This window comes from Streptomyces sp. NPDC111802, from assembly GCF_055634335.1.
In genome coordinates this window covers 94,962-114,083 of sequence record NZ_JBVKCZ010000016.1, presented here as the reverse complement: position 1 = coordinate 114,083, position 19,122 = coordinate 94,962, and the positions used below count along the sequence as shown (strand labels likewise).

Annotated in this window: 15 protein-coding genes and 1 tRNA gene; 6 read left to right on the top strand and 10 right to left on the bottom strand. The window is 69.0% G+C overall.

Annotation, left to right across the window (positions count from 1 at the left end; all coding sequences use genetic code 11):
- Nucleotides 1-72: 72 nt before the first annotated feature.
- Complete coding sequence (gene pyk, locus ACZ7NC_RS19645; protein WP_471489867.1) at nt 73-1,509, top strand: pyruvate kinase; 1,437 nt, start codon at nt 73-75, stop codon at nt 1,507-1,509.
- A 37-nt stretch (nt 1,510-1,546) separates the two neighbouring features.
- On the opposite strand, the gene ACZ7NC_RS19640 is transcribed toward pyk, so the two are convergent.
- On the bottom strand, nt 1,547-2,293 hold the full coding sequence (locus ACZ7NC_RS19640) for a helix-turn-helix domain-containing protein (protein WP_471489865.1): 747 nt from the start codon (nt 2,291-2,293) through the stop codon (nt 1,547-1,549).
- A gap of 103 nt (nt 2,294-2,396) precedes the next feature.
- A tRNA-Leu gene (locus ACZ7NC_RS19635) sits at nt 2,397-2,469 on the bottom strand.
- Between the two features lie 102 nt (nt 2,470-2,571).
- Here ACZ7NC_RS19635 and ACZ7NC_RS19630 point away from each other — a divergent pair.
- Entirely contained in the window at nt 2,572-3,228 is a 657-nt protein-coding gene (locus ACZ7NC_RS19630) for an ANTAR domain-containing response regulator (RefSeq protein ID WP_217211850.1), read from the top strand.
- 81 nt (nt 3,229-3,309) lie between these two features.
- Here ACZ7NC_RS19630 and ACZ7NC_RS19625 read toward each other — a convergent pair whose 3' ends face one another.
- The 7 genes from ACZ7NC_RS19625 to ACZ7NC_RS19595 form a co-directional block, all read right to left on the bottom strand.
- Nucleotides 3,310-4,026 (bottom strand): ABC transporter ATP-binding protein, encoded by a 717-nt coding sequence (locus ACZ7NC_RS19625; RefSeq protein WP_471489863.1) that lies wholly within the window; start codon nt 4,024-4,026, stop codon nt 3,310-3,312.
- The gene (locus ACZ7NC_RS19620) at nt 4,023-4,889 is read right to left on the bottom strand and encodes an ABC transporter ATP-binding protein (RefSeq protein WP_471489861.1); all 867 of its coding nucleotides are present in this window, start codon (nt 4,887-4,889) and stop codon (nt 4,023-4,025) included. The genes ACZ7NC_RS19625 and ACZ7NC_RS19620 overlap by 4 nt, the downstream gene beginning before the upstream one ends.
- Before the next feature lie 5 nt (nt 4,890-4,894).
- The gene (locus tag ACZ7NC_RS19615) at nt 4,895-6,706 is read right to left on the bottom strand and encodes a branched-chain amino acid ABC transporter permease (protein WP_471489978.1); all 1,812 of its coding nucleotides are present in this window, start codon (nt 6,704-6,706) and stop codon (nt 4,895-4,897) included.
- A gap of 23 nt (nt 6,707-6,729) precedes the next feature.
- Entirely contained in the window at nt 6,730-7,659 is a 930-nt protein-coding gene (locus ACZ7NC_RS19610) for a branched-chain amino acid ABC transporter permease (protein ID WP_471489860.1), read from the bottom strand.
- A gap of 114 nt (nt 7,660-7,773) precedes the next feature.
- A complete protein-coding gene (locus ACZ7NC_RS19605; RefSeq protein ID WP_471489977.1) occupies nt 7,774-8,988 on the bottom strand; it encodes a branched-chain amino acid ABC transporter substrate-binding protein in 1,215 nt (404 codons plus the stop codon).
- 688 nt (nt 8,989-9,676) lie between these two features.
- On the bottom strand, nt 9,677-10,162 hold the full coding sequence (locus tag ACZ7NC_RS19600; RefSeq protein WP_471489859.1) for a hotdog fold thioesterase: 486 nt from the start codon (nt 10,160-10,162) through the stop codon (nt 9,677-9,679).
- A gap of 52 nt (nt 10,163-10,214) precedes the next feature.
- Nucleotides 10,215-12,494, bottom strand: a complete 2,280-nt coding sequence (locus ACZ7NC_RS19595; RefSeq protein WP_471489858.1) for an FdhF/YdeP family oxidoreductase — start codon at nt 12,492-12,494, stop codon at nt 10,215-10,217.
- A gap of 143 nt (nt 12,495-12,637) precedes the next feature.
- Here ACZ7NC_RS19595 and polA point away from each other — a divergent pair, with 143 nt between their 5' ends.
- Nucleotides 12,638-15,364 (top strand): DNA polymerase I, encoded by a 2,727-nt coding sequence (gene polA, locus ACZ7NC_RS19590; RefSeq protein WP_471489857.1) that lies wholly within the window; start codon nt 12,638-12,640, stop codon nt 15,362-15,364.
- A gap of 273 nt (nt 15,365-15,637) precedes the next feature.
- On the top strand, nt 15,638-15,985 hold the full coding sequence (locus ACZ7NC_RS19585; protein ID WP_471489856.1) for a hypothetical protein: 348 nt from the start codon (nt 15,638-15,640) through the stop codon (nt 15,983-15,985).
- Here ACZ7NC_RS19585 and ACZ7NC_RS19580 read toward each other — a convergent pair.
- Nucleotides 15,897-16,760 (bottom strand): DUF4184 family protein, encoded by an 864-nt coding sequence (locus ACZ7NC_RS19580; RefSeq protein WP_471489855.1) that lies wholly within the window; start codon nt 16,758-16,760, stop codon nt 15,897-15,899. The genes ACZ7NC_RS19585 and ACZ7NC_RS19580 overlap by 89 nt on opposite strands.
- 317 nt (nt 16,761-17,077) lie before the next feature.
- Here ACZ7NC_RS19580 and ACZ7NC_RS19575 point away from each other — a divergent pair, with 317 nt between their 5' ends.
- Both ACZ7NC_RS19575 and ACZ7NC_RS19570 read left to right on the top strand, forming a co-directional pair.
- Nucleotides 17,078-18,820 carry a lytic transglycosylase domain-containing protein gene (locus ACZ7NC_RS19575; protein ID WP_471489854.1) on the top strand — a complete coding sequence of 581 codons (1,743 nt, stop codon included), beginning with the start codon at nt 17,078-17,080 and terminating at the stop codon, nt 18,818-18,820.
- Nucleotides 18,821-18,987: 167 nt separating this feature from the next.
- On the top strand, nt 18,988-19,122 hold the full coding sequence (locus tag ACZ7NC_RS19570) for an SPW_0924 family protein (protein ID WP_403455713.1): 135 nt from the start codon (nt 18,988-18,990) through the stop codon (nt 19,120-19,122).

The following is a 19,122-nucleotide window of genomic DNA, read 5'->3' as shown; positions in this document are numbered from 1 at the left end:
CTTCACGCAAAGGTTGTTGAGTAGTCATGCTGGGCCGATTCTCTACCCGCCGGTAAGTCATAGAGTCGAAACATGCGCCGAGCGAAAATCGTCTGCACCCTGGGCCCCGCCACCGACTCGTACGACCAGATAAAGGCACTGGTCGACGCCGGAATGGACGTCGCCCGATTCAACCTCAGCCACGGCGGCCACGCCGACCACGAGGAGCGCTACCAGCGTGTGCGGAAGGCCTCCGACGAGACCGGCCGCAGCGTCGGCGTCCTCGCCGACCTTCAAGGCCCGAAGATCCGCCTCGGCCGCTTCACCGAAGGACCTGTACTCCTTGAACGCGGAGACACCTTCACCATCTCCGTGGAGGAGGACGCCGAGGGCGACCGCCAGCAGTGCGGCACCACCTACTCGGGCCTCGCCACCGACGTCACCCCCGGTGAGCGCATCCTCGTCGACGACGGCAAGGTCTGCCTGGAGGTCACCTCCGTCGACGGCCCGCGCGTCCACACGACGGTGATCGAGGGCGGCATGGTCTCCGACAACAAGGGCCTGAACCTGCCCGGCGTCGCCGTCTCGGTCCCCGCCCTCTCGGAGAAGGACGAGGCGGACCTGCGCTGGGCGCTGCGCACGGGCTTCGACGTCATCGCGCTGTCGTTCGTCCGCTCCGGCCGGGACATCGAGGACGTCCACCGCATCATGGACGAGGAGGGCCGCCGCCTCCCGGTGATCGCCAAGGTGGAGAAGCCGCAGGCCGTCGACGCGATCGATGACATCGTCGCCGCCTTCGACGGCATCATGGTCGCGCGCGGCGACCTCGGCGTGGAGATGCCGCTGGAGCAGGTCCCGATCGTCCAGAAGCGCGCGATCAAGCTGGCGAAGCGCAACGCCAAGCCGGTGATCGTGGCGACGCAGATGCTCGACTCGATGATCGACAACTCGCGCCCGACGCGCGCGGAGGCGAGCGATGTCGCCAACGCGGTCATCGATGGCACGGACGCGGTGATGCTGTCCGGCGAGACGAGCGTCGGCAAGTACCCGATCGAGACGGTCCGGACGATGGCGAAGATCGTCGAAGCGGCCGAGGAGGACATCCTCGCCAAGGGCCTGCCGCCCCTGACCGAGCGCAACAAGCCCCGCACCCAGCCCGGCGCGGTGGCCCGCGCGGCGGCCGAGATCGGCGACTTCCTGGGCGCGAAGTTCCTGGTCGCCTTCACCCAGTCCGGCGACACGGCCCGCCGCCTGTCCCGCTACCGCTCGCCGATCCCGCTGCTGGCGTTCACACCGGAGCCGGCCACCCGTTCCCAGCTGAATCTGACCTGGGGCGTGGAGACGTTCCTCGGCCCGCACGTGGACTCCACGGACGCGATGGTCGACCAGGTCGATGAGCTGTTGCTGAAGTACGGCCGCTGCCAGAAGGGCGACGTCGTCGTCATCACGGCGGGCTCGCCTCCGGGGGTGTCCGGCTCGACGAACATGGTGCGGGTGCATCACATCGGGGAGGACGACAGTCCCAAGTAGTAAGCGGAGGGCCCCTCTTGAGAGGGGCCCTTTGTGGTTAGTGCTTCGGGCCTACGTGGGTGTCCATGAGGGCCACGGAGGCTTTGCGGGCGATGGAGATGTTGCGGTCGTTCGCTTGTGTCCATTGGACCCCTACGGTGTCCAGCGTCTCGGTGAAGAGTCGGACGATGTCGCCCGACAGGTTGGTGAAGAAGTAGCGCGGATACTCGTAGCGCTTCTGCTCACCTGCGACGAGGCGGGTCGTCCAGTTCGTGATACGGCAGCCGTCGGAGTGGATGAGGCCTCGGATGAACTCCCAAGGGTGTGCGTCGACGATTTGCCGCTGCCAGGGTTCGAGGGTGATGGCTCGCTCGTGCTTCTTGCCGGGGCCGTGCTGCGGGAAGAGGGAGGGCCAATGCCGGGAGTAACTGGTCACCATCGCGCATCCCTGCTTCTGAAGGGTGTAGACGCCGATACCGGGACGGACCTTCGTGATGGCCTCGCGGCACTGTCGGAGGAGGCCCGGCCATGTATCGGCGCACGCGATTCGGAGGTGGAAGCCGGTGCCGCGGGTATGCGCACTGATGCAGCCGTCACCCAGGTAGAGGCCTAACAGGTAGGCGTACGCGCAATCGTCAGCGGGAGGCCCGGGGTCCGGAGTTGCCAAGCGGGGCAGGGGTTCAAGGCGGTGCTGCCAGGAGCGGATCGAGGCACGTGAAATACCCGTCTCTCGGCTCACTGAATTCAGGCTGCGCCCCTGGGAGACGAGCGCGAGTGCTCGCTTGCGTGTGCTGACGTCGTACATGTGGCCACTCTGTGAGAGTGATCGCGGCGACACGCAGCAAAAAGCGGATGTTCACGAGAACGTGGACATCCGCTTTCTTGTGACCTTGGAAACCAAGGAAAAGTGCCCCGAGTCGGATTCGAACCGACGCTGTATGGGTTTTGAATCCATTGCCTCTTCCGCTGGGCTACCGGGGCTCCTTCAATACGAAGGTTGGTGGTCACCCGCCGTGCCCCCACCTTACCGCAGCTAGGTAGGCTCTTGTCAGCAGTACCCCTGCCCCTGAACGAGGAGCCCCCGTGACCGCCCCCGAGTCGCCCCAGCCCGTAGACGCGCCCGACGACGACAAGTCGCACGTGCCTCCGCTGACGACCCGTGTCGTCATTGCCGAGGACGAGGCGCTGATCCGGCTCGATCTCAAAGAGATGCTCGAAGAGGAGGGGTACACCGTCGTCGGTGAGGCCGGTGATGGTGAGCAGGCTGTGGAGCTCGCTCGCGAGCACAAGCCCGACCTTGTCATCCTCGATGTGAAGATGCCCAAGCTGGACGGCATTTCGGCGGCCGAGAAGATCGCCGAGGAGAGCATCGCCCCGGTGCTGATGCTGACCGCTTTCTCGCAGCGCGACCTCGTCGAGCGGGCTCGGGACGCCGGTGCCATGGCCTACCTGGTCAAGCCGTTCAGCAAGAGCGATGTCGTGCCGGCGATCGAGATGGCCGTATCCCGGTTCACGGAGCTGAAGGAGCTGGAGAAGGAGGTCGCCGACCTCACCCTGCGCCTGGAGACCCGCAAGCTGGTGGACCGGGCGAAGTCCATCCTTCAGACCGAGTACGGGCTGACCGAGCCGGCCGCCTTCCGGTGGATCCAGAAGACCTCCATGGACCGCCGGATGTCGATGCAGCAGGTCGCCGAGGCTGTCATCCAGGACGCCGACGAGAAGAAGGCCGCCAAGGGCTGACGCGCCCGAGCGCATGAGAGAGGCCCGCGCCCCCGGCAGGGGACGCGGGCCTCTTCGCGTGGGTGATCAGTCCGTGGGTGATCAGTCCTCGCCCAGGTACGCCTTGCGCACCGACTCGTCGTGCAGCAGGTCCTGCCCGCTGCCGGAGAGGACGATCTTGCCGACCTCCATGACGTGGCCGTGGTCGGCCAGGGAGAGCGCGGCCTGGGCGTTCTGCTCGATGAGCAGGATGGTGGTGCCCTGGGACTTGAGCTCCTTGATGGTGGACATGATCTTCTGCATCATGATCGGGGAGAGGCCCATGCTGGGCTCGTCGAGCATGAGCAGCTTCGGCTTGGACATCAGCGCCCGCCCCATGGCGAGCATCTGCTGCTCACCGCCGGAGAGGGTGCCGGCCGCCTGCTTCCGGCGCTCCCCGAGGATGGGGAACAGGTCGTAGGCGCGCTTGATGTCCTTCTCGATGCCCTCCTTGTCGGTGCGCAGGAACGCGCCGAGGCGGAGGTTGTCCTCGATCGTCATGCGGGGGAAGATGTGCCGCCCCTCGGGGGAGTGGGCGAGCCCCAGCGAGACGACCTTGTGCGCGGGGATCTTCTTCAGCGACTTGCCGTCGAACCTGATGTCGCCGGACAGCGGCTGGAGGAGACCCGACAGGGTGCGCAGGGTCGTGGTCTTGCCGGCGCCGTTGGTGCCGATGAGGGTGACGACCTCGCCCGCGTTCACCTTGAACGAGATGCCCTTGACGGCTTCGATCTTGCCGTAAGCGACCCTGAGGTCCTCGACCTCGAGCAGTGCGGTCACTTGTCGTCCCCTTCCGTGCTGCTCTGCGCCTCGGCGGCCTCGACCTCGGCGGCCTCCGCGGTGCCGGGCTCGCCCTCGAAGGGCGTGCCCAGGTAGGCGGCGATGACGCGCTCGTCGGCCTGGACGACCTCGGCGGGGCCCTCGACGATCTTCTCGCCCTGGACCAGCACGGCGACCCGGTCGCAGAGGTTCATGATGAACCGGATGTCGTGCTCGATGACGAGGACGGCGATGCCCTTGTCCCGGATGGCGAAGATGAGCTCCTCGGCCGCCCGGGTCTCCTGCGGGTTCATACCGGCGGTCGGCTCGTCGAGGAGGAGCAGACCGGGCTCGCTCGCCAGTGCCCGGGCGATTTCCAGCTTGCGCTGCTCGCCGTAGGGCAGGTTGCGGGCGAGGTGGTCGGCCTTGGCGGCGAGGCCGGTGAACTCCAGGAGTTCCATGGCCCGTTCGCGGGACTCCTCTTCGGCCTTCCTGAAGCCGGGGAGGCGCAGCAGGGCGGACCAGAGGCCTTCCTTGGTCCGGGTGTGCCTGCCGACCAGCACGTTCTCCAGAACGGTCATGTTGGCGAAGAGCCGGATGTTCTGGAACGTACGGGCGATGCCGGCCTGGGTGACCAGGTGCGGCTTGGGCGGCAGGACGGTGCCCTTGTAGGCGACCTTGCCCTCGGTCGGCACGTACAGGCCGGTGAGGCAGTTGAAGAAGGTCGTCTTGCCGGCGCCGTTGGGGCCGATGAGACCGACGATCTCGCCGGTGTTCACGGTGAGGTCCACGTCGCGTACGGCGGTCAGGCCGCCGAAGCGCATCGTGACGCCGGTGGCGTCGAGCACCGTTGTGCTGGTGGGTGCGGTCGTGGTGGTGGTCATGGCGGTCACGCCCCTGCCTTGGCGACGCCGGTCGCGCCCTCGGGCAGCGACTTGTCCTCCGGTACGTCGAGCTGTCCGGTCTCGTGGAATTCGAGCTGCTTCCTGCGGTCGGCGACCAGGCCCTCGGGACGGAAGCGCATCAGCAGCATCAGCGCGATGCCGAAGAGCAGCAGCTGGTACTCCGCCATGAACTGGAGCTTGGCCGGGATCAGGTAGAGCAGCGCGGCGCCGATCAGCGGGCCGCTGATGGTGCCCATGCCGCCGAGGATGACGGCGGCGAGCAGGAAGGCCGAGTTCGGCGGCACGGAGCCGGCGAACTGGTACTGCTCGGGGGTGACGCTGTAGGACACGTGCGACTGGACGGTGCCGGCGAGGCCGGCGAGGGAGGCGCCGAGCGCGAAGGCGAGGAGCTTCAGGCGGAAGCCGTTGATGCCCATCGCGGTCGCGGCGGTCTCGTCCTCGCGGATGGCGACCCAGGCGCGGCCGATGCGGGACTCCGCCGAGCGGCGGAAGACCAGGACGACGATCGCCGTGCACGCCAGCATCAGCAGGTAGTAGTTGCCGGACCGGGTGAGCTCGGTACCCAGGACGTTGTGCGGCAGCCCGAGGTTGAACCCGAAGATCTCCAGGTCCGGGATGTTGGGGATGCCGTTGGAGCCGTTGGTGACGTCCGGTCCGCTGTTGCCGTTCAGGTTGTTCATGGTGATGCGGAAGATCTCACCGAAGCCGAGCGTCACGATGGCGAGGTAGTCGCCGCGCAGTCGCAGGGTCGGGGCGCCGATGACCACGCCGAAGATCAGCGAGGCGGCGGCGCCGGTGAGGACCGCGGCCCAGAACGGGAACTCGACGCCGATGCTGGACTGCGGGGAGCCGGAGACCAGGGCGGCGGCGTAGGCGCCGACGCCGAGGAAGGCGACGTATCCGAGGTCGAGCAGGCCGGCGAGGCCGACGACGACGTTGAGGCCCAGCGCGACCGTGGCGAAGATCAGGATGTTCGCGCCGATGAGGGCGAACTGGTCGTTGCTCTGGGTGAAGGGGAAGCAGATCGCCGCGACGAAGGCGGCGGACATGGCCACGTTGCGGTGCTTGGCGGTGAGTCCCGAGAGCCGCTTGAGCAGGCCCGCCCGGGTCAGGGCGGTGAAGCCGAAGGCCGTGACGATCAGGAAGCCGATGAACAGCTCGGAGTACTCGGTGCCGATGCCGAACGCGAAGACGTACAGGCCGACGCCGAAGCCGGCGGCGATGATCAGGATCTCCACCCAGGAGGGCAGGTCCTTGGCAGGGCCGGGGTCGGGGGCGGTGAGCGAGTGGCGGATCCGGCCCCAGAGGTTCGGGTTGGGGTCTCCCGCGCTGTAGGGCTGGTCGACCTGGAGGCCGAGGGCGCCGATCACGGCGACGAGCGCGCCGATGCCGGAGACCCAGGCGCCGGGCTCCAGGTTGACCAGGCCGCCGAGTTCCTGGCTGATGGCGCCGATGGTGTAGCCCGTGGTGCCGAACACGCCGAGGGCGGCGAGCAGGACGGGGCTGTTCTTCCCGCCGGGGGTGAGCCAGCCCAGGCCGCGGATGCCGTAGCCGGAGAGGGCGAACAGCAGGGTCAGCAGGGAGCCGAACAGGGTGAGGACCTGAAGTCCGCCCGGGTAGCCCGTGACGGTGAGGTTGCCCGGGAACTCCTCGGTCCAGGTCCAGGCGAGGAAGGTGCCTATGAGGGCGACGGCGGAGCCGGCGACCGCCAGTCCGCGTGCCAGGGCCTGCGGCAGCGGGATGATCGGGGTGGCCTCGGCCGTGGGCACCTTGGTGGTGTCGGTGGTCTTGTCCATGGGGATCTCGGTGGTCATGGGTATCACGCCCGATCCGCGACGCGTTCGCCGAGCAGACCTTGTGGCCTGAACAGCAGTACGAGGATGAGCAGGGCGAACGCCCACACGTCCTTCCAGGCGCCGCCGCCGAAGAGGTCCATGCCGGGGATGTCGCCGATGTAGCCGGTGGCGAGGGATTCGGCCACGCCGAGGACGAGGCCGCCGAGCATGGCGCCGTAGATGTTGCCGATGCCGCCGAGGACGGCCGCGGTGAAGGCCTTCAGGCCCATCAGGAAGCCCATGCGGAAGCCGACTTGGCCGTTCTTCAGGCCGTAGGCGACGGCGGCGATGGCGGCGAACGCGGCACCGATGGCGAAGGCCATGACGATGATGCGGTCGGTGTTGATGCCCATCAGCTTGGCCGTGTCCGGGTCCTGGGCGGTGGCCTGCATGCCGCGGCCGGAGCGCGTCTTGGTGACGAACAGGCCGAGGGCGAGCATGCACAGCGGTGCGGCGATGAGTACGAAGAGGTCACCGCGCTGGATGTTGGCGCCGAGGATGTCGATGGGGCCGCCGTGGAACTGCGGGAAGGGGTGGTCCTTCTTCGCGTCCGGGTACCACATCCATACGGCCTGCTGCAGGACGATGGACAGGCCGATGGCGGTGATGAGGGGTGCGAGCCGTGGTGCGGTGCGCAGTGGGCGGTAGGCGAAGCGTTCCGCCGCCGTGGCGACGGCGACCGAGACGAGGATGCCGCCGATGATCATGAGCGGGACTGCAGCCCCGAGGCCGAAGCCTTCGGGGAGTACCAACCAGACGGTGAGGGCCCCGAAGCCCCCGACCATGAATATCTCGCCGTGGGCGAAGTTGATGAGCTGGACGATGCCGTAGACCATCGTGTAGCCGATCGCGATGAGTCCGTACATCGCGCCGAGGATGAGTCCATTGGCCAGCTGTTGCGGCAGTTCGTTCACCGCAGGGCCTCCGTGGAGTGGTTCGGATACGGCGCCGCGCGGGAGCGTTGGTAGGCGTTCCCGCGCGGCCTGGATCAATGAGTGATGGGGAAGTGCTCTTTACTCGTCCTCTGCTCAGCCCAGCTTGGGAGCCCCGCTGAACTCCGGCACCCAGGCGTCCTTCTTGATCTTGTACGCGGTCATGGTGGTGTTCGTGGTGTCACCGAACTCGTCGAAGGAGATGGTGCCGGTGACGCCGTCGAACTTGACCTTGCTCATGGCGTCCAGGACCGCCTTGCGGCCGTCGGACGGGAGCTTGCCGTCGTTGCCCTCGACCGCGACCTTGACGGCCTCGATGATGGCCCAGGTCGCGTCGTAGGTGAGGCCGCCGTAGACCTCGTACGCGTCCTCGTAGCCGGCGGCCTTGTACTCGTCGATGAACTTCTTGGCGGAGTCCAGCTGCTCGACGGGCTTGCCGACGGAGGTACCGAGGTCGCCCTCGGCCTTCTTGTTGAGCTTGGGGAAGTCGCCGGAGACGATGCCGTCGCCGCCCATGAGCGGGATGTTCTGGCCGCTGTCCTTGAGCTGCTGGCTCAGCGGGCCGGCGGCCGGGTACTCGCCGCCGTAGTACAGGGCTTCGGCGCCGGTCTTCTTGATCTTGGCGACCACGGCGTTGAAGTCACGGTCGTCGGGGTTGACGTGGTCGGTGCCGACGATCTGACCACCGAGCTTGGTGAAGTTCGCCTTGAACGAGGCGGCGAGGCCCGCACCGTAGGTCTTCTGGTCGTCGATCAGGTAGACCTTCTTCTTGCCGGCCTTGTTGAACAGGTACTCGGCGGCGAAGGCACCCTGGACCTCGTCCGTGGTGGCCGTACGGAAGAACGTCTTGAACGGGCGGACCGAGTTGCCGGTCTTCCAGCCGTCGCCCTGGGTCAGCTCCGTACCGGTGTTGGCCGGGGAGATCTGGGTGAGGCCGGCGTCGTTGAACGGCTTCTGCATCTGCTGCGAGACGCTGGAGTTCAGCGGGCCGACGACGCCGAGGAGGTCCTTGTTGCTGATGAACTTCTGGGCGTTCTGCTGGCCGACGGAGGGCTGGGCCTGGTCGTCGAGCGGCTCGAGTTTGAACTCGATGCCCTTGACGTACTCCTGCTTGTTGGCCGTCTTCACAGCGAGGTCGGCGGAGTTCCTGATGCCGAGGCCGAGCGCGGACAGGTCGCCGGTCAGCGGGGAGTCGACGCCGATCACAACTGTGGTCTTGTCGCCGTTGCTGCTGCCGCCGTCGTCGTCACGCGACCCACATGCCGTGAGTGTCAGCGATCCCGCCGCGAGCGCGGCGGTTATGGCGATGATCGAACGTTGACGCACGAATCAGGTCCTTTCCCTGGCACGGCGGCTCCCCATGGAACGCGCCGAGTCGAGCGCTGGGCCGAAGTGACTTCGAATCCGATGGCTCGGTGACTGGCGGTGACTCTAAGCGCGGGTGGGGAACTGGAGGAGGGCCTGACCAAGGCTGTGACGCTCTTGTTATGACACGAGGTTTCGCAGAGCGGTACTCGGTGGGGGGAAGAGAGGATTTCCGGCTGATTCGCCCTGTCCACATTGTGAGAACTCGCAGCGTTCGCGCGTAGCTTCTTCACGAGTGTTTACGCGTTTTGGTGATTACCGGGTTCGTTGCTGGAGGCTACCAGGGGGTCTCCGGTGCCTTGTGTGGAAGGCGATCACCGCAGGGGAACTGTTGGTTCGTATTGCACCCGTATTACGCTGAGTTACGAATGTGAAAGGCGGTCGGAGTTCTCCGACCCTTTCGTGTATGGGGCAACGAAAACGGAATTGGGGATTTCCTTCCGCTCGTTGCGCCCGAAACCCCGCTGCCGGCCGCCAATACGGCGGCCGGCAGCGCCGGTTCGAGCGCGGCCCCCACTGCGGCGGGGCCGTCCCGGCCTCATCCCCCGACGTTATGCCGTCGGGTGCCGGGGTTTCAACGCCGGGCAGGCGTAAGGGTGTTGGTGGTCATGTCATCGTCGTCGGGGCGTCGGCCTCAGTTCGCCCGGAGGTGCTCACCGTCGCTCGGCTTCACGTCCCGCAGCAGACAGGTCAGCCGCGCGCTGCACACCCGCCGTCCCTGCTCGTCACTGATCACGATCTCGTACGTCGCCGTCGAGCGGCCCTGGTGCAGCGGCGTGGCCACACCGGTGACGATGCCGGAGCGCGCACCCCGGTGATGGGTGCAGTTGAGGTCGACGCCGACCGCGATCTTGGAACTGCCGGCGTGCAGCATCGACCCCACCGACCCGAGCGTCTCGGCGAGCACCGCGGACGCGCCGCCGTGCAGCAGCCCGTACGGCTGGGTGTTCCCCTCGACCGGCATGGTCCCGACGACCCGCTCGGCGGACGCTTCCAGAATCTGGACACCCATGCGCGTCCCGAGGTGACCGGCGGAGAACAGGGCCGGCAGGTCGACGCCCAGCGCGGCGTACTCGTCGATGACCTCTTGCGGGAACTTCACGTGCTGCTGCTCGCCCATGGGTCGGCTCCGTTCGGGGTGCTCAGTCGGTACGGGTCGACTGAGCAAACGCTCAGTCGGTCGCCGATTGTTCCAGACGTACGACCACGGACTTGCTGGCCGGGGTGTTGCTGGTGTCCGCGGTGGCGTCCAGCGGGACCAGGACGTTGGTCTCCGGGTAGTAGGCGGCCGCGCAGCCGCGGGCCGTCGGATAGTGCACGACCCGGAAGCCGGGTGCCCGCCGCTCGACGCCGTCCTTCCACTCGCCGACCAGGTCGACGTAGGAGCCGTCGGCGATGTTCAGCCGCTCGGCGTCCTCGGGGTTGACCATGACCACCCGGCGGCCGTTCCTGATCCCCCGGTAACGGTCGTCCAGGCCGTAGATCGTGGTGTTGTACTGGTCGTGCGACCGCAGGGTCTGCAGCAGCAGCCGTCCCTCGGGAACCTCCGGGTACTCGACCGGGGCGGCGGTGAAGTTGGCCTTGCCGGTCGCCGTCGGGAAGCGGCGCTCGTCGCGCGGGGCGTGCGGGAGCGTGAAGCCACCGGGGCGGGCCACGCGCGCGTTGAAGTCCTCGAAGCCGGGGATCACGCGCGCGATGCGGTCGCGGACCGTCGCGTAGTCCTTCTCGAACTCCTCCCAGGGCGTCCGGCTGCCCTCGCCCAGCACACGGCGTGCCAGACGGCAGACGATCGTCGGCTCCGACAACAGATGCGCGCTCGCGGGCTCCAGCCGGCCACGGGAGGCGTGCACCATGCCCATGGAGTCCTCGACGGTCACGAACTGCTCACCGCTGCCCTGGAGATCGCGCTCGGTGCGGCCCAGCGTCGGCAGGATCAGCGCGCGGGCACCCGTGACGGCATGGCTGCGGTTGAGCTTCGTCGACACGTGCACGGTGAGCCGTGCGCGCCGCATCGCCGCCTCGGTGACGTCGGTGTCCGGTGTCGCGGACACGAAATTGCCGCCCATCGCGAAGAAGACCTTCGCCTCGCCGTCGCGCAGCGCGCGGATGGCCCGTACGACGTCGAAGCCGTGCTCGCGCGGGGGCGCGAAGCCGAACTCCTTCTCCAGGGCGTCCAGGAAGGCGGGGGCGGGGCGCTCGAAGATGCCCATCGTGCGGTCGCCCTGCACGTTCGAGTGACCGCGCACCGGGCACACGCCCGCGCCCGGACGGCCGATGTCGCCGCGCAGCAGCAGGAAGTTGACGACCTCGCGGATGGTCGGCACGGAGTGCTTGTGCTGGGTGAGGCCCATGGCCCAGCAGACGATCGTGCGCCGCGAGGCGAGGACCATGGCCATCGCCTTGTCGATGTCCGCGCGCGTGAGGCCGGTCGCCGTCAGCGTCTCGTCCCAGTCGGCGGCGCGGGCGGCCTCGGCGAACTCCTCGTAGCCGTGCGTGTGGTCGCGCACGAACTCCTCGTCGACCGCTCCCTCCGTCTGAAGGATCAGCTTGTTGAGGAGGCGGAAGAGGGCCTGGTCGCCGCCGATGCGGATCTGGAGGAACAGGTCGGTGAGCGCCGCGCCCTTGAGCATGCCCTGCGGGGTCTGCGGGTTCTTGAAGCGCTCCAGGCCGGCCTCGGGAAGCGGGTTCACGGTAATGATCTTCGCGCCGCTCGCCTTCGCCTTCTCCAGGGCGGAGAGCATGCGCGGATGGTTCGTGCCCGGGTTCTGTCCGGCGACGATGATCAGGTCGGCCTTGTAGAGGTCCTCGAGCAGGACGCTGCCCTTGCCGATGCCGATGGTCTCGGAGAGGGCCGAACCGGACGACTCATGGCACATGTTCGAGCAGTCGGGCAGGTTGTTGGTGCCCAGCTCGCGCGCGAAGAGCTGGTAGAGGAACGCCGCCTCGTTGCTGGTGCGCCCGGAGGTGTAGAAGACGGCCTCGTCGGGGGAGCCGAGGGCGGTGATCTCCTCGCCGATGATGTCGAACGCGCGCTCCCAGCCGACCGGCTCGTAGTGCGTGCCGCCCTCGGGGAGATACATGGGGTGGGTGAGCCGCCCCTGCTGCCCCAGCCAGTAACCGCTGCGGGTCGCGAGATCGGCGACGGAGTGCGCGGCGAAGAACTCCGGGGTGACCCGGCGCAGGGTCGCCTCCTCGGCCACCGCCTTCGCGCCGTTCTCACAGAACTCCGCCGTGTGCCGGTGGTCCGGCTCCGGCCAGGCGCAGCCCGGGCAGTCGAAGCCCTTTTTCTGGTTGACGCTCAGCAGCGTCAGCATGGTGCGCTTCACGCCCATCTGCTGCTGCGCGATGCGCAGGCTGTGCCCGATGGCCGGCAACCCCGCCGCCGCATGCTTCGGCTCGGCGACCTGCGGCGCGTCCTGAACCGGATCACCCTTGGGCGGCTTGGTGGCCATCGAGCACTCCTCTTCACGTACACGTGTGAGCTACATCTCCGATCCTCGCACGCGGGGCCGACAACGGGGTGAGAGGTCCCGGCATGCGCGGTCGCCGGGCATCCGGGGACCGACTGTCAGTGGGGCGTGGCAGGATCGGGGGCGTGGCAGAGACAGCATCGAAGCAGACCGACAGCAACGCCGGGGGCAGCCGGCCCCGCCTGATGCTCATGGACGGGCACTCGCTGGCCTATCGCGCGTTCTTCGCGCTCCCCGCGGAGAACTTCACGACCGCGACGGGCCAGCCGACGAACGCCATCTACGGCTTCGCGTCGATGCTGGCCAACACGCTGCGCGACGAGGCGCCCACCCACTTCGCCGTGGCCTTCGACGTGTCCCGCAAGACGTGGCGCTCCGAGGAGTTCACCGAGTACAAGGCGAACCGCTCCAAGACTCCGGACGAGTTCAAGGGCCAGGTCGAGCTGATCGGCGAGCTGCTCGACGCGATGCACGTCTCGCGGTTCGCCGTCGACGGCTTCGAGGCCGACGACGTGATCGCCACCCTCGCCACCCAGGCCGAGGCCGATGGCTTCGAGGTGCTGATCGTCACAGGTGACCGTGACTCCTTCCAGCTGGTCAGCGAGCACACCACGGTGCTGTACCCGACGAAGGGCGTCTCCGAGCTGACCCGCTTCACCCCGGAGAAGGTCTTCGAGAAGTACGGACTGACGCCCGCGCAGTACCCCGACTTCGCGGCCCTGCGCGGCGACCCGTCCGACAACCTGCCGGGCATTCCGGGCGTCGGCGAGAAGACCGCCGCGAAGTGGATCAACCAGTTCGGCTCGTTCGCGGAGCTGGTCGAGCGCGTCGAGGAGGTCAAGGGCAAGGCCGGTCAGAACCTGCGCGACCACCTGGAGTCGGTCAAGCTCAACCGCCGGCTGACCGAGCTGGAGCGCCGCGTCGAGCTGCCCAAGACCGTCACCGACGTCGCGCGCGTGCCGTACGACCGCAAGGCCGTCGCGATGATCCTGGACACCCTGGAGATCAGGAACCCGTCCCTGCGCGAGCGGCTCTTCGGCGTCGACCCCGGTGCCGAGGAGGCCGAGGCCACCCCGATCGCGACCGACGGCGTGGAGATCGACGGCTCGGTGCTCGGCACCGGAGAGCTGGCCCCGTGGCTGGCCGAGCACGGCGGCGAGGTCCTCGGCGTGGCCACCGTCGACACCTGGGCGCTGGGCGCCGGCTCGGTCGCCGAGGTCGCCCTCGCGGCGGGCGACGGCAAGGCCGGCTGGTTCGACCCGTCGCAGCTGGACGAGGCCGACGAGAAGGCGTTCGCGGCCTGGCTGGCCGACGCCGCCAAGCCGAAGGTCTTCCACAACGCCAAGGGCGCGATGCGGGTCTTCGCCGAGCACGGCTGGAGCATCGAGGGCGTCCGCATGGACAGCGCGCTCGCCGCGTACCTGGTCAAGCCGGGCCGCCGCTCCTTCGACCTGGACGCGCTGTCCCTGGAGTATCTGCACCGTGAGCTGGCCCCGGCCGCCGCGGCCGACGGTCAGCTGGCCTTCGGCGCGGACGACGGTGCCGAGGCCGAGGCGCTGATGATCCAGGCCCGCGCGGTCCTCGACCTGGGCGAGGCCTTCGAGGCCCGCCTTCAGGAGGTCGGCGCCGCGGACCTGCTGCGCGACATGGAGCTGCCGACGTCCGCCCTGCTCGCCCGCATGGAGCGGCACGGCATCGCGGCCGACCGGCCCCACCTGGAGGCCATGGAGCAGATGTTCGCGGGCGCCGTCCAGCAGGCCGTGAAGGAGGCGCACGCGGCGGCCGGACACGAGTTCAACCTGGGCTCGCCCAAGCAGCTCCAGGAGGTCCTCTTCGGCGAACTCGCCCTGCCCAGGACGAAGAAGACGAAGACGGGCTACACGACGGACGCCGACGCCCTGGCCTGGCTGGCCACCCAGACCGACAACGAACTGCCGGTCATCATGCTCCGCCACCGCGAGCAGGCGAAGCTGCGCGTCACCGTCGAGGGCCTGATCAAGACGATCGCGGCGGACGGCCGTATCCACACCACCTTCAACCAGACGGTCGCCGCGACGGGCCGGCTCTCCTCGACGGACCCGAACCTCCAGAACATCCCGGTCCGCACCGACGAGGGCCGGGCGATCCGCCGGGGCTTCGTGGTCGGTGAGGGCTTCGAGTCCCTGATGACCGCGGACTACAGCCAGATCGAGCTGCGTGTGATGGCCCACCTCTCCGAGGACGAGGGCCTGATCGAGGCGTTCACCTCGGGCGAGGACCTGCACACCACGGCCGCCTCCCAGGTGTTCGCGGTGGAGCCCGCCGCCGTGGACGCGGAGATGCGCCGCAAGATCAAGGCGATGTCGTACGGCCTGGCCTACGGGCTGTCGGCCTTCGGCCTCTCCCAGCAGCTGAACATCGACGCGGGCGAGGCCCGTGCGCTGATGGACGCGTACTTCGAGCGCTTCGGCGGCGTACGGGACTATCTGCGCCGCGCGGTCGACGAGGCCAGGGCGACGGGCTACACGGCGACGCTCTTCGGCCGCCGCCGCTACCTCCCCGACCTCAACAGCGACAACCGCCAGCGCCGGGAGGCGGCCGAGCGCATGGCCCTCAACGCCCCCATCCAGGGCACGGCGGCGGACATCGTCAAGATCGCCATGCTCAACGTCGACCGGGCCCTGCGCGAGGAGAACCTCACCTCCCGCATGCTCCTCCAGGTCCATGACGAAATCGTCCTGGAGATCGCCCCCGGCGAACGTGACGCGGCAGAAGAACTGGTCCGCAGGGAAATGTCCGACGCCGTCCACCTCAGCGTCCCCCTGGGCGTCTCGGTGGGCGCGGGCCCGGACTGGGAGTCGGCGGCGCACTAGGCGTCACGGCCAGAGCTCGATGCCGGGCCGGGTCCCCACCCGACCCGGCATCCCACGGCGTTTCGGTGTGCGCAAGCGCGGCGCCCAGGGGCGAGGGGCTGTATCGATGTGCGGCTTCGCCACATGGGCGCGACCAGCCACGGACGACCCGCACCCCAAGGCCGCCGCGACCCGGCAGACGCGTGGGAACCCGGCTGCACCCCCGCCGGGCCCGTCACCCGCGTGGCCCCCGCAGAAGCGCCCCACGCGCCCGGCGCCCGTAAGGATGCCGACATGGGTATACGCACGCTCCACCGCCGGACGGCTCCGGCACCGGCGAACGTGAACACCGAAGACGCACCCTCCACCGCACCGCCCTCGGTCCAGCCCTTCGCCACCGACGCAAGCACCGCCCGCATCCCCGCCGACCTGATCGGACCCCTGCGGCACACGGCGGCAAACCTCCGCGGCTATCTGGCCCTGGCCCGCACCGCACTCCCGCGAACCCGCCCGGCCCGTACCGTCACGGTGTTCGTCGCCACCGCCCGCGCCCTCACCGAGCCGCAGGCCGGCTCGGCTCCCTCCCGGTCCCATCCGCACCCGCACTGCCAGGCCGGCCCGGAACCGGACGCCACACCCTGACCCCCACGGCATACAGCAGCAGCCCCAGGGCGAGCCCCGCCCCCGCCCCGAAGCACAGCGTCGGAATCAGCTCCCAGTACTCGGCGGTGGAACCCCAGTACGCCCACCAGCGCGACGCCCGCTGCAGCGCGGCCACCGCGGCCAACCCGCCGATCACCGCCCCGGCCAGCCAGCGGTCCCGTGCAGAGAGCACCGGAATCCCGACCGGCACCACGGCAGGGGACCGCCGTAGCGCCACGATCACGAACGCGGCGATGACGACCGCCGCCACCGCCGAACCGCCGTACTGGAGATACCAGTACAGCGGTGATCCGGCGATCTCCTCGCCCAGCACGGGAAACAGCCGCATCCCCCAGCGGTCGAGATGCGTGAACGCGTCCCACACGACATGCGTCAGCGCGCCCAGCACGGCCGAGACGTACCAGCGCAGCGCCAGCGACGGCCGTACACGCGCGCGTGGCGCCCCGCAGCGCAGCAGCGCGGCCACCCGCGCCCGGCGCCGTACCGGCAGCAGCGCCACCAGCGGTTCACGCAGCAGGAGCCACAGGCCCACCAGCGCCCAGGCGATCACCACATCGACCGTGAACACGCCCGCGAACGAGTGCGTGACATCGCCGAATTCCATCGCCCCGTCCAGCACACTCGCCGCGTAATAGGTCATATCGGGAGCGAAGGAACCCGCCACCAACACGGCCGGTACGAGCGGGCCCCGGCCCGTTCCGTCGGTGCGCACGGCGGGCAGTACGGCCGCCGCATGGCTGAGCGTGAAAGGCAACGGGGCTCCTCGTGCGGGGCGTTGACGGGACCGGTCGATCCAGGTCGTCGGAGTAGCCAGTATGAAGGGCGTACGACGGACAGCTCCGACATGGCCAACCGGTAAAAATCGGGCGCCAACGGGTGACCCTGCAAAGGAAGTTGTCGTAGGGTCGCCTGGGCCGCCGCGCCGGGGCACGGCGGTCGAACAGATGAACAGCGACGAAGGTGTGCCGCGAGGGCAACTGTCGCGGCGAGTCGATCGTCACTACAAGGGCGAGCGCGACGGCTCGGCAGACACAGACGGGCGCTCGGGCGTCCACGGGAGGGGTCCATTTCATGGCGGCGCAATTCGGCAGGCTCCGCAAGGGCGCGGTGAACACCACGGTCGCCGCCGTCGTCGTCGCGGCACTGGCCGCGTCCCAGGCTCCGGGAGTGACCACCGACGACGCCGGCAGAAGAGTCACCACCGGCACCCAGCCCTCACCGGACACGCCGGCCGAGGGCAGCGCGACCGGCAACTCGCCGTACTACACGGACCTGCCGCCGCTCAACAGCCCCAACCCCTCGCCCACCACCGGCACCACCCCCGTCACCCCGGGCGAGAGCGAGGCCGGCATCCCCGCGACCGTCCTCGACGCCTACAAGAGGGCCGCGACCTCGCTGCAGCAGGCCAAGCCCGGCTGCAACCTCCCCTGGGAACTCCTCGCCGCCATCGGCAAGGTCGAGTCCGGCCAGGCCCGCGGCGGCCGGGTGGACGCGAACGGCAACACGCTCTCCCCGATCCTCGGCCCGCAGCTCAACGGCAACGGCTTCGCGAACATCAGCGACACCGACGGCGGCGCCTACGACGGGGACAGCTCCTTCGACCGTGCCGTCGGCCCCATGCAGTTCATCCCGTCCACCTGGGAATGGGCCGGCCGCGACGGCAACGGCGACGGCAAGAAGGACCCCAACAACGTCTACGACGCCGCGCTCGCCGCCGGCCACTACCTGTGCCGCTTCGGCTGGGACCTGTCCACCCAGGCCGACATCGACAGCGCGATCCTCAGCTACAACAACTCGCAGGACTACCTCAACCTCGTCCTGAGGTGGCTGGAGTACTACCGCAAGGGCACCCACCAGATCCCGGACGGCACGGGCACCCTCCCGGCCGACCGCAGCGACGACGCGGCGGGCGCGAGCCCCTCACCGTCGCCCACGGAGCCGAGGACGCCGACGACACCGACGACGCCGGGCACCAGGCCCGGCAGCAACGGCGGCGGCACCACGAGCCCCAAGCCCACCCCGCCCAGCACCACTCCGCCGAGCACGACACCCCCCACCCCCACCGACACGGTCCACCACCTGGAGAACGCGGGCACCGCGAAGCTCACCGCGATGGCGGGCGACAGCTTCACCGAGAAGATCAGCACCCGCGCCGAGACCAAGGCCGGCGAGGCGGTCGCCAAGGTCCGGATCCGCTTCACGATCGTCGGCAGCACCGACGCCACCTTCAGCACCGGCGAGAAGTACGCCGCCGCCGTCACCAACAGCGCCGGCGAGGCGGTGGCGCCCGCGCTCAAGGCGGGCGAGACCACCGGCGACTTCGTCGTCCGCGCCACTCTCTTCGGACGTTCGGTCACCCTCGACTACACGGCCACGGTCACCGAGCGCGCCGCCGACACCCTGGCCCGCACCAGCGACACCGCGCTGACCTGCACGGCGGGCGGCGAGTTCGCCGACCAGGTCGAGGTGAAGGCGACCTACAAGGGCGCGGTCGCCGACAAGGTCGCGGCCACCGCCACCCTCATCAAGTCGGCGGACGACCCGGCCGAGAACGACAAGGGCCCCTACTTCAAGGACGCCGACGGCAAGACCGTACGCACCCTGACGGGCCTCGCGACGGACGCCGACGGTCTGCTCAAGCTGCCCAAGCTGTACGCGGACGACACCGCGGGCACCTTCCTGCTCCGCATCACCACGGCGGGCGGCGCGACGCTGACGGTGGAGCTGAAGGTCGAGGCCGCGACCACGCCCAGCCCCACCCCGTCCGACTCCGCGTCCAGCTCGACCTCGGCGAGCCCGAGCCCGAGCGCGTAGGCACCGCGGCATCCCGCACAAGGGCGCTCTTCCGCTACGGCGGACAGGGCGCCCTTCGTCTGTGTGTGCAACGTGTTCTCATCTCGCCCGCCCGTTGCTACGGTGCCGAACCTGACGACGTATCAGATGCGTCGGCCGTGTCAGCTCCGGGATGCCGGGAGGCCCGTATGCGCGCCCTGATCGCCGCCGCGACCGGACTCGCCGCCGCGCTCGCCCTGGTCCTGGGGCTGACCGCGATGGGCTCTCCGTCCGGCGAGACCTCCCCGAAGCCGCTGCTGACGACGGTGCCCGCACACCCCTAA

Excerpts from the sequence above, each read along its gene's own strand:
- pyk (WP_471489867.1), top strand. The coding sequence starts at position 73 with ATGCGCCGAGCGAAAATCGTCTGCACCCTGGGCCCCGCCACCGACTCG.
- ACZ7NC_RS19640 (WP_471489865.1), bottom strand. The coding sequence starts at position 2,293 with ATGTACGACGTCAGCACACGCAAGCGAGCACTCGCGCTCGTCTCCCAG.
- ACZ7NC_RS19620 (WP_471489861.1), bottom strand. The coding sequence starts at position 4,889 with ATGACCACCACCACGACCGCACCCACCAGCACAACGGTGCTCGACGCC.
- ACZ7NC_RS19615 (WP_471489978.1), bottom strand. The coding sequence starts at position 6,706 with ATGGACAAGACCACCGACACCACCAAGGTGCCCACGGCCGAGGCCACC.
- ACZ7NC_RS19600 (WP_471489859.1), bottom strand. The coding sequence starts at position 10,162 with ATGGGCGAGCAGCAGCACGTGAAGTTCCCGCAAGAGGTCATCGACGAG.
- ACZ7NC_RS19595 (WP_471489858.1), bottom strand. The coding sequence starts at position 12,494 with ATGGCCACCAAGCCGCCCAAGGGTGATCCGGTTCAGGACGCGCCGCAG.
- ACZ7NC_RS19585 (WP_471489856.1), top strand. The coding sequence starts at position 15,638 with ATGGGTATACGCACGCTCCACCGCCGGACGGCTCCGGCACCGGCGAAC.
- ACZ7NC_RS19575 (WP_471489854.1), top strand. The coding sequence starts at position 17,078 with ATGGCGGCGCAATTCGGCAGGCTCCGCAAGGGCGCGGTGAACACCACG.
- ACZ7NC_RS19570 (WP_403455713.1), top strand. The coding sequence starts at position 18,988 with ATGCGCGCCCTGATCGCCGCCGCGACCGGACTCGCCGCCGCGCTCGCC.